Source organism: Comamonas sp. wu1-DMT, assembly GCF_040187805.1.
In the GTDB taxonomy this organism is placed as follows: Bacteria; Pseudomonadota; Gammaproteobacteria; order Burkholderiales; family Burkholderiaceae_C; genus Comamonas; species Comamonas thiooxydans.
The window spans coordinates 45989-52179 of sequence record NZ_JBANEM010000029.1; the positions used below are offsets into that span (position 1 = coordinate 45989).

9 protein-coding genes are annotated in these 6191 nt (G+C 59.6%); 3 read left to right on the forward strand and 6 right to left on the reverse strand.

The features are described 5' to 3' along the window. Window positions 1-32: 32 nt before the first annotated feature. From V8Z78_RS25090 to guaB, 3 genes are all read right to left on the reverse strand, one after another. Window positions 33-473 (reverse strand): type II toxin-antitoxin system VapC family toxin, encoded by a 441-nt coding sequence (locus tag V8Z78_RS25090; protein WP_003064858.1) that lies wholly within the window; start codon window positions 471-473, stop codon window positions 33-35. After that, entirely contained in the window at window positions 470-742 is a 273-nt protein-coding gene (locus tag V8Z78_RS25095; protein ID WP_046462812.1) for a type II toxin-antitoxin system Phd/YefM family antitoxin, read from the reverse strand. Before V8Z78_RS25095 ends, V8Z78_RS25090 begins: the two co-directional genes overlap by 4 nt. 97 nt (window positions 743-839) lie before the next feature. Continuing rightward, window positions 840-2315 (reverse strand): IMP dehydrogenase, encoded by a 1476-nt coding sequence (guaB, locus tag V8Z78_RS25100; protein WP_003064862.1) that lies wholly within the window; start codon window positions 2313-2315, stop codon window positions 840-842. Between the two features lie 97 nt (window positions 2316-2412). On the opposite strand from guaB, the gene V8Z78_RS25105 reads away from it, so the two are divergent. Then, window positions 2413-2922, forward strand: coding sequence for a DUF4124 domain-containing protein (locus tag V8Z78_RS25105; RefSeq protein ID WP_003064864.1), 510 nt, complete (start codon window positions 2413-2415; stop codon window positions 2920-2922). Between the two features lie 82 nt (window positions 2923-3004). Here the strand turns inward: V8Z78_RS25105 and V8Z78_RS25110 are convergent, their stop codons facing one another. Both V8Z78_RS25110 and V8Z78_RS25115 read right to left on the reverse strand, forming a co-directional pair. Continuing rightward, the gene (locus V8Z78_RS25110; RefSeq protein ID WP_003064866.1) at window positions 3005-3367 is read right to left on the reverse strand and encodes an RnfH family protein; all 363 of its coding nucleotides are present in this window, start codon (window positions 3365-3367) and stop codon (window positions 3005-3007) included. Next, window positions 3360-3812: a type II toxin-antitoxin system RatA family toxin gene (locus V8Z78_RS25115; RefSeq protein WP_003064868.1), complete on the reverse strand. Its 453-nt coding sequence runs from the start codon at window positions 3810-3812 to the stop codon at window positions 3360-3362. The genes V8Z78_RS25110 and V8Z78_RS25115 overlap by 8 nt, the downstream gene beginning before the upstream one ends. A 159-nt stretch (window positions 3813-3971) precedes the next feature. Here V8Z78_RS25115 and smpB point away from each other — a divergent pair, with 159 nt between their 5' ends. Further along, window positions 3972-4445: an SsrA-binding protein SmpB gene (gene smpB, locus V8Z78_RS25120; protein ID WP_003054725.1), complete on the forward strand. Its 474-nt coding sequence runs from the start codon at window positions 3972-3974 to the stop codon at window positions 4443-4445. A 103-nt stretch (window positions 4446-4548) separates the two neighbouring features. Further along, complete coding sequence (locus V8Z78_RS25125) at window positions 4549-4947, forward strand: DUF4259 domain-containing protein (protein WP_003064869.1); 399 nt, start codon at window positions 4549-4551, stop codon at window positions 4945-4947. 52 nt (window positions 4948-4999) lie between these two features. Here V8Z78_RS25125 and V8Z78_RS25130 read toward each other — a convergent pair whose 3' ends face one another. Then, a complete protein-coding gene (locus V8Z78_RS25130) occupies window positions 5000-5293 on the reverse strand; it encodes a hypothetical protein (protein WP_003064870.1) in 294 nt (97 codons plus the stop codon). Between the last annotated feature and the right edge of the window lie 898 nt (window positions 5294-6191).

Here is a 6191-nt window from a genome sequence, read left to right on the forward strand (position 1 = left end):
GTGATCAAGGGCAAGAGGGTGGCAAAAAGGGATTAGAAATCTTCGGGAGCCCAGACAGTGACGCCGCTTTTGCGGGCGGCCGCGATCTGGGCTGCATCGAATGTGGCCAGTGGCAGGCGCAGCGACTGCGCCAGCCACAGGTATGCGGCATCGTAGGTGGGCAGGCCTGTGTCCAGCGCCACATCCAGCACGGCCTTGTGCTGTGCAGGAGCCAGGTCGTGCAGCTCCACGCGGTGGCGAATGGCTTCCAGCACGCCCCACAGGCCTTCGACCGAAGTCTGCGGGATACGGCCATTATTCACGCCCGATGCAATCAGGTTGCCGCATTCCCACTGCCAGAGGTTGGGGGCTTGCGGGTCGACTTCATCGCGGCGGATACGGGTGTAGAGGCGTCTGGTGTGCTCGCTGGCGTCGTCAGGCAGCAGCCAGGCAGCGGTGACGGATGCATCGAGCACAAAAGCGGTGGCGCTCATGCCTGGCTCCGTCCTGTGTGGCGCAAACCGGTGATGCTGTTCGCCGCCGGGTTTGTGGCTGCTTGATCTTTCACTGTCTGCTGCAGGGCCGAGATCTGCTCCAGCTCACGGGCAATCTGTTCATCGGTGATAACAGGCTTGCGGCGCATGGGCAGCATGCGCACGACTTCTTTGCCATGGCGCGTGATGCGAACTTCTTCGCCTTGCTCGACCATTTCGACCAGGGCGGAAAAGCGGCTTTTGGCTTCGTAGATACCGATAGATTGCATGGCGGAAAACAAAAAATCTGGCTAGAACCAGTAGTTCAGGCCAGATTTTAGCATTCTGACCAGATTTTTCAATCTGGTCAGATTTCAAGGGACTTGCTTAGTCAGCGCGGTAGTTGGGCGCTTCCTTGGTGATCTGCACGTCGTGCACGTGAGATTCGCGGATGCCGGCTGCGGTGATTTCCACAAACTCGGCCTTTTCGTTCATCTCGGAGATCGTGGCGCAACCGCAGTAGCCCATGGAGGCGCGCACGCCGCCAGCCATCTGATAGACGATGGAGACCATGGAGCCCTTGTAGGGGACGCGGCCTTCGATGCCTTCGGGAACCAGCTTGTCGGCATTGGGGTTGCCGGTGGAGGATTCCTGGAAGTAGCGGTCGGCCGAGCCTTGCTGCATGGCACCGATGGAGCCCATGCCGCGGTAGCTCTTGTACGAGCGGCCCTGGTACAGAATCACTTCGCCAGGAGCTTCTTCGGTGCCGGCAAACATGCCGCCCATCATGATGGTGGATGCGCCAGCGGCCAGGGCCTTGGAGATATCGCCGGAGAAGCGGATGCCGCCGTCACCGATCAGGGGCACGCCGGTGCCCTTCAGGGCGTCGGCCACATTGGAGATGGCCATGATCTGGGGCACGCCAACACCGGCCACGATACGGGTGGTACAGATGGAGCCGGGGCCGATACCGACCTTGACCGCGTCGGCACCGGCTTCCACCAGAGCCAGGGCGGCAGCGCCGGTGGCAATATTGCCGCCGATGACGTCCACCTGGGGGTAGTTCTGCTTGACCCAGCGAACGCGATCGATCACGCCCTTGGAGTGGCCGTGAGCCGTGTCCACCACGATCGCGTCCACACCGGCCTTGACCAGCAGTTCCACGCGCTCTTCGGTGCCAGCGCCCACGCCGACAGCGGCGGCCACGCGAAGGCGGCCCGATGCGTCACGCGCGGCATTGGGGAAGGTGGTTTGCTTGTTGATGTCCTTGACAGTGATCAGGCCCTTGAGTTCAAAGGCGTCGTTCACCACCAGGATTCGTTCGAGCTTGTGCTTGTTCAGCAGTGCCTTGGCTTCGGCGGGGCTGGTGCCGTCTTTTTCATTGACGGTGATCAGCTTTTCGCGGGGCGTCATGATCTGGCTGACCTTGACGTCGTAGCGGGTCTCGAAGCGCAGATCGCGGCTGGTCACGATGCCGACCACCTTGCCGCCGTCGCACACGGGGAAGCCCGAAATGCCGCGTTCTTCCGACAGCTGCAGCACTTGCAGCACGGTGTGTTCGGGGGTGATGACCACAGGGTCGTGCACCACACCGGATTCGTGGCGCTTGACCTTGGACACTTCAGCGGCTTGTTGCTCGGCTGTCATGTTCTTGTGGATCACGCCGATACCGCCTTCTTGCGCAATGGCGATGGCCAGACGCGCTTCTGTGACCGTGTCCATGGCGGCAGACACCAGGGGCAGGTTCAGGCGGATATTGCGAGTGAATTGGGTGGCGAGGGAAACGTCCTTGGGCAGGACTTCGGAGTAGGCGGGAACGAGCAGGACGTCGTCAAAGGTCAGTGCTTTTCCGAGAAGGCGCATGTGATGGCTCCAAAAGAAAGATTGTACCTGTGACTTGCCGCACAATGTGGGCTCGTGACCCAGAATCCCCAACGCCAGTCCAAGACTTATTGACTCCATGCACGCCATCAAGTTCGCTTTGTTTGCAGCCATTGCCTGCTGCACGGTCCCCGCAATTGCCCAGTGGCAATGGATTGATGGTCAGGGGCGCAAGGTGTTCAGCGACAGGGCTCCGCCGGCCGATATCCCAGCCAAGAATGTTTTGCGCAGCCCCGGCGGTGCCAGGCCCGCAGCACCTTCTGCGGTGCCGGAGGTCGGCGCGACCAAGCCCGTGGCAGACGCCGGTGTCGGTGTGGACAAAGGGCTGGAAGAGCAAAAGCGCAAGATGCAGGAGCAGGAAGCAGCCAAGGCCCAGGCCGACAAGCTGCAGAAGGAAAGGCAGCGCCAGGACAACTGCAATCGTGCCAGGCAGGCCAAGGCAACCCTGGCGTCAGGCCGCTTGCTCTCTCATGTGAATGCCAAGGGCGAGCGTGGCTTCATGGATGAGGCCGCGCGCGATGCCGAGATCAAGCGCGCCGATGCCGTGATTGCTTCCGATTGCGGGCCGATGGCCGAGCCGGCGCAATAGTCACCGGAGTCTTCGCCGGAGAATCTCGATAAGAAAAGCGCCTTCCGAAGGCGCTTTTTTTTGTCCTGCTGGCTGTTGGCTACTAGTAGCCCGCCTTGGCTCCGTCTCTCTGACGCTTGAAAAGTCCGGCGCCGCGCGCGCCCTGGCGGGCAAAGCGTTCGCGTCGGGCAACCTTGGGGTCCACGGTCAGTGGTCGATAGACCTCCAGACGATCGCCATGTTTGAGAACCTGGCCCGGATTCGCGACCTTGCCCCAAATACCGACCATGCCGGTCAAGGGTTCGGGCAGTTGCAGGTCCGGCAAGGCTGTTGAAGCGGTCACTGCGTCCAGCGCTTGCTGGACGGTGCTGCCTGCGGGAAGCTGCAACAAGGCTTCCTGCACGGTGCCGGAGCAGGGCGATATGCAGACCGTGATGTCGATCACCTCGGGCAGAGCATCAGCCATAGATTTGTTCGGCTCGCTTGATGAAGGCGTCGACCATGGAGCCTGCGATGCGGTCGAAGACCGGGCCGATGATGGCGGCTACGGCACCGTTCTCGAAGCCGTAGTCCAGCTGCAGCTCGACCTTGCAGGCGCGTTGCGTGCCGTCGCCTACAGGATGAAAGCGCCAGTGGCCTTCAAGACGCGAGAAAGGTCCCTTGACCAGACGCATGCTGACCTGCTTGCCACCGTCATCCATGCTACTGTTCGTGTTGCGCGTCACGAAAGACTTGCGCAGTCCGCTGAACGCAATACCCACCTCGGCTGTCATGCCTGTGTCGTCCTGCTCCAGAATCTTGGCATGATCGCACCAGGGCAGAAAGTCGGCATAGTGGGCCACGTCCGTCACGAGGGCAAACATTTCTTCGGGGCTGTACCAGATGAGGACGGACTTGTTGACGTTTTTCATGAACAAAGAGCAATCAGCAGGGCGCAAGAGCAGGGAATTGGCCTAAGCCAATGCACCCAGAGGCGCGATGCGAAACTAAAATCATCGCTCAGAGGCGAGACGGCAATCCAGTATTGTAGGGAGAGCTTTCATCTCCGGTCCGCCTGCAACTAATATTCCATGGCCAAGAAACCAGAAACATCGTCGCGCATTGCCGACAATAAAAAAGCAGCTTTCAACTATTTCTTCGAGGAGCGCCACGAAGCCGGCATGGTGCTGCACGGCTGGGAGGTCAAGGCCCTGCGCAGCGGCAAGGTGCAGCTCACCGATGGCTATGTGCTGATCAAGGACGGCGAGCTGTTCCTGCTGGGCTGCCAGATCAACCCGCTCAAGACGGCTTCCACACACGTCAATCCCGACTCGGCACGGATCAAGAAGCTGCTCTTGAAAAAGGACGAGATCAAGCGCCTTGTCGGCAAGGTGGAGCAAAAGGGCTATACCCTGGTGCCCATCAATCTGCATTGGAAGAACGGTTACGTGAAATGCGAGATCGCCCTGGCCAAGGGCAAGGCCGAGCATGACAAGCGCGATGTGATCAAGGACCGCGAAGGCAAGCGCGAGGTGGAGCGCGCCATGAAAAATCGCAACCGTTGACCTGCCGCGCCTGGATCGATCTTCCGCACTGACACAGTTTTGACATCAAGGCCCGCTATGTTGGGTCTTGCTTTACTGACATATCGCAGCAAGGAGTTTGGTCATGGGCACTTGGTCGCACGGCAATTTCGATAACGACACCGCATTGGACTGGCTGGCCGATATCACGGGCCAGCTCATCGATGAAATTGCCGAGGCCCTGGACTCGCCCGAGGCCTTGCAGGCAGGCGAGTCTGAGTCCGATCTGGTTCCCTGCCGCATCGAGCTGCTGTGCGCCATGGCCGAGGGCGGCATGCATCCGCTGTGGCCGGATCTGCAGACGCTGGAGCAATGGAAAGCCACTTATCTGCAGGCCTGGGACCAGAGTATCGACGAGCTGGAGCCCGAGGAGGGCTACAAGCAGGACCGCCGCATCGCGATCATCGAGACCTTCGATCGCATGATCGCGCTGGCTGCAGCAGAAGAGGAAGAGGGCGCGGACGAAGACTGGGGCGAAGAGTAAGCCCCTCAGTCACCCAGGACGCCTGCTCCGGGCTTGCCGCATCGCGGCTGCCTCAAGGGTTTTCGCCGTAGCGGGTCTTGAAGTCGAACTCCAGGCGTTCGCAGTCCTGAGGGGTTTTGAACTCCTGGGTCTTGCGCTCGGCCTCGGGCTTGGCCGTCTGTTTCCAGCAGATCTTGATGGTTTCTGCTTCCGTCCAGCGCTGTTTGCTGAGCGGATCGTCCATGAACTGGCCGATGAGCATGAGCGCGCCAAAGATGATCACGGGCAGGGCGATGAGCCAGACCACCAGGCGGTTTTTGGCAGGGGCAGCGGGCTTGGAGGTCTCGGTTTGGGGTGTGTCGCTCATAGTGGTTGCCGATTATCCGCAAGCCGATGATGAAGACATTAATGCAACGCATGAAAATTCATGATCGCTGTTATCGGCACAAGGCCGCGCGGGTATGTAGCCGCAAACCTATAATGTTCGGCTGAGTGCGACACGTTTGTCGCTCTGTTAGACGGTTGAGCCTCTGAAAACCGTACAACCGACCTCCCAAGGGTCTGGTGCGAGGCACATTCTTCCCATCAGGCTGTACCCCACAGGGGACAGTCCAGTCTCTGGCTCCGAACTTCGGCAGCCTCATCAGCTTGGCTATTCCTGCAATAGTCCGGCGTAGCCGTGCTCGCGTGCAATGTACGCCCCGGCCGTATCACACTGACCGCCACAAGCGGACATTTCTAAGAAACAGAAATCCTTCACTGGAGGACTTTTTACGTGCATACGCTTTGACTGATGGAAGAAGTACAGAGTGCAACTCTGACCTGCCTTGTCATGCTCTCTAGCAATGGAGTGCCATGACCTTGTGTGCGACCACAAGTAGCCTACGGTGACGTGCAAGACCAGCAATGGGCTTGTGCGAAGCTCACCCGACAAAGTACCCCTGCGCAAGCGGCATCTCTTACCCGCGAGGGTAGAGGTGGACACTGCCAGCAGAAAAGCGGTGAAGGGGCCAGGCTAGTTCCGCATGGGCAACGTAAAGTGAATCATCGCTTGAACCTGGGTAAACATTGAATGGCCAAATCTGCTGATAGGCCATAACCAAAAGGTACGCTGAAGGATGTGTTTGTTCAGCCTAGACACACGTCGTCAACATCAGCTCCAGGAAAGATGAGTCCTAACCGGATAGACATGCAGCGATGCGAATCGCCCGTGTCGGCAAGTCAGGGAACGTGGTAAGCCCCACTATCCGCCAGCACGCGCAAGC